The organism is Burkholderia sp. Ac-20392 (assembly GCF_017104585.1).
Classification (GTDB): domain Bacteria; phylum Pseudomonadota; class Gammaproteobacteria; order Burkholderiales; family Burkholderiaceae; genus Burkholderia; species Burkholderia lata.
The window spans coordinates 1-2,988 of sequence record NZ_JAAGPB010000755.1 but is presented as its reverse complement, the minus strand read 5'-3'; the positions used below and the strand labels follow the sequence as shown (position 1 = coordinate 2,988).

Below are 2,988 nucleotides of genomic sequence, written 5' to 3'. Positions count from 1 at the left end.
GCGTGACGGCCTGGCGTGCCGCGATGCTGCGTGCCATTTCGCAGGCGAAGGAAGAAGGCCGAGCGTGCGTACCTGTTCGAGCTGGCCGCGCAGCGCGACCCGGCCGAGCCCGACGTCGCGGGCGGCGACCTGCCGCCGACGCTCGCCGCGACCGTCGCGGCAATCGCGACGCCCGCGTACGTGCTCGACCGGCAATGGAACGCGCTCGCATGGAACGCGCCGGCCGCCGCACTCTTTTCCGGCTGGCTCGACGGCGAACACGACCGCAACCTGTTGCGCTTCACGTTCATGTCGCCGGCCGCGCGCACGCTGATCGTCGATTGGGAAACCCGCGCGCGGCGGCTCGCGGCCGAATTCCGCGCCGATTCGATCCGTCACCTGACCGATGCGCCCACGCGTGCGCTGATCGACGCATTGACTGCCGGCAGCGACGCTTTCGCGCAGTACTGGGCATCGCAGGACGTATTCGAACGCGAAGGCGGCCTGCGCGAATTCGACCATCCGGCCGACGGCCGCCTCGTGTACCAGCAGATCACGCTGAAGCCCGCGCACCGCGAGGACCTGAAGCTGGTGGTGCTGGTGCGCGACTGACGCAACTCAGAAGCTGATCGTTGCAGTAATCGTGTCGCTGTAGTTGCCCGGCGCGGGGGTTGTCTGCGCGGGCACGCGCCCGTACACGGGGATCGTCTGGCTGAATCCGCTGCCCGACCCCGTCGCCATCGACGTGCCGCCGGTGCCGTCGCCCCATGGCGTCGTATAGCCGCCGTCCGCGTAAAGCTGATAGCCGACCGACCCGCCGCCGCCCGTGCGCGACATGGCGCGCGCGGCAACGTTGCCGCTGCTGCCGCCGTTCAGCGCAATCTGGAATGCGTCGCCGTTCGTGCAGCGCGCATTGATCGACCCGGCCGCCGCCAGCGGAGACGTCAATACGCCGGTGGCCGGAAACGCGACGCCGGTCGCGGTGATGATGCAGTCGTTGGCGACCGTGGCCGTGGCGGAGAAGCTCACCGTGCCGGCCACCGGCTGCGCCGCGCAGGTCAGCGTCGGCAGGATGCTGAGCAGCGAAAAGCTCTGGCTGTACGTCGCCTGGTTGCCGCTGAAGCTCTGGGTGTAGACGGTGCTGCTGTTGTTCACGGTCGGCACGGTCGGCTGATTGGCCGTGACGCGGCCATAGACGGTGATATTCGCGCTCGCGCTGGTGCCGAGCAGCGGTTTCTGCAACGTCACGGAAATCGGCGTGGTGCCGGCGCTGACGGAACCCCACGCCTGCGAATAACCGGAATCCTGGTACAGGTCGTACTGCATCTGGTTCGTCCCGTTGCTCAGGTAGCGCGGGCTCGTGCCGCCGAGGTTCACGCAGACGAGCACGCCCGTGTTCAGGCTCAGCGCATCCCACGTGCAGTTGACGGTCATCGTGCTGGTGGTCGTGACGGCCAGCAGCCGGATCGGGCTGACGGAGCCGAAGCTCGGCGCCGGTGGCGTGACCGAACAGGAATCCGCGCGTGCCGACGCCCACGGCGCGCCGAGCGCCACGACCAGCAGCAGGCACGACAGCATGCGCAGCCAGCCACGCGCCGCGTCGAATCGCTCATCCGCCATGGTTTTCCCCGTACGCACGCTCGCCCCGGCGACAACCGTCGTCAGGCCACGCGCCCCTCGATGGTAGCCGGCCGCGTACCGCGTCGTTCGCGCCGATTCTTGATCCAGGTCAAGCCGCCCACAGCAATCTATCAGGAATCCGGCACAAAACCTGCCGCTTCGGCATTTTCACCATTGCCGGCGCCCGAACGCGTGGAGTAGTCTTCCGTCAACGACAGCGCAGTTCCGTCGGCACGGCAGGCACAACGCGGGAGGCCACCCGCGAGCCGGGCGACATCCCTTGAACGGCTGGAGATAACCACAATGAACGCTACCCGACGTCGTGTCCTTTCCGCCGCGCTCGCGACCGCCTTCGCATTCGCACCGGCGCTACAACCCGTTACCGTCGCCGCCACCTACTCGAACGGCACCGCCACCGCCCAGTTCAACGTCACGCTGACGATCCAGGCGAACTGCACGATCGCCGCCAACCCGCTCGCATTCGGCACGACCGGCGTGCTCGCGTCGACGATCAGCCAGCAGACCACGCTGTCCGTCACCTGTACGAACTCGACGCCGTACAACGTCGGGCTCGACGCGGGCGCCGTCACGGGCTCGACGGTCGCCAGCCGGCTGATGGCCGGCACCGCGAGCGGCAACACGAGCACGACGGTCGGCTACCAGATCTACCAGGATTCGGGCCACGCCACGGTCTGGGGCAACACGCAGGGAACGGACACGGTCGGCGGCACCGGGACCGGTTCCGCGCAGTCGCTGAACGTGTACGGCCAGGTGCCGGCGCAGGCGACACCGAAGCCCGACACCTATCAGGCGACCGTCACCGCCACCGTCTACTTCTGACGTCCCGTGGCGTTCCTTCCGCGCGCGCTCGCCGCGCTGTGGGCCGCATCGGCGGCGGCCGTATCCGCGGCCACGCTGCAGATCACGCCCGTGACGATCGAGCTGCCGCCGTCGGCAGCCGCGGCCAGCGTCATGCTCGACAATCCGGGCGGACGGCCGATCTACGGCCAGGTCCGCACGTACCGCTGGACGCAGGAAAACGGCGACGACGTGATGACGCCGACCGACGCGCTCGCCGCATCGCCACCGCTGCTGCAGATCGGCGCGAACGCCGGGCAGCTGATCCGGCTCGTGCGCACGGCCCTCGACGCGCCGGCCGCCGAGGAAAGCTACCGCGTCCTGATCGACGAACTGCCCGCGCCCGGCACCCCGGTCGAAAACGGCATCACGATCCGGCTGCGCTATTCGGTGCCCGTGTTCGTCGAACCGCCCGGGATGCCGGCGCCGCCGCGTCTCGCGTGGCGGGTCGAACGCGATGCGCAGGGCCTGCGGCTCGCAGTCGACAATCGCGGCGGGCGGCGGGCGCAGCTTTCCGCGGTCCGGCTGGTA

General features: G+C 69.2%; 3 protein-coding genes and 1 pseudogene. 3 read left to right on the top strand and 1 reads right to left on the bottom strand.

The window, feature by feature from the left end:
* Positions 1-57: 57 nt before the first annotated feature.
* Positions 58-591: pseudogene (locus tag G3N99_RS37810) on the top strand (transcriptional regulator); the annotation flags it as partial.
* Positions 592-597: 6 nt separating this feature from the next.
* Here the strand turns inward: G3N99_RS37810 and G3N99_RS37805 are convergent.
* Positions 598-1,557, bottom strand: coding sequence for a spore coat U domain-containing protein (locus G3N99_RS37805; protein WP_241012053.1), 960 nt, complete (start codon positions 1,555-1,557; stop codon positions 598-600).
* Positions 1,558-1,902: 345 nt separating this feature from the next.
* Here G3N99_RS37805 and G3N99_RS37800 point away from each other — a divergent pair, with 345 nt between their 5' ends.
* Together G3N99_RS37800 and G3N99_RS37795 are read left to right on the top strand one after the other, a co-directional pair.
* Complete coding sequence (locus G3N99_RS37800; RefSeq protein ID WP_174941645.1) at positions 1,903-2,439, top strand: spore coat U domain-containing protein; 537 nt, start codon at positions 1,903-1,905, stop codon at positions 2,437-2,439.
* 6 nt (positions 2,440-2,445) lie between these two features.
* Positions 2,446-2,988, top strand: a 543-nt coding sequence (locus G3N99_RS37795; protein WP_206124921.1) for a fimbria/pilus periplasmic chaperone, incomplete at its 3' end; no start/stop codon positions are given.

Bases quoted from the DNA above. Each gene is read 5' to 3' on its own strand.
- G3N99_RS37805 (WP_241012053.1), bottom strand. From the start codon at position 1,557: ATGCTGTCGTGCCTGCTGCTGGTCGTGGCGCTCGGCGCGCCGTGGGCG.
- G3N99_RS37800 (WP_174941645.1), top strand. From the start codon at position 1,903: ATGAACGCTACCCGACGTCGTGTCCTTTCCGCCGCGCTCGCGACCGCC.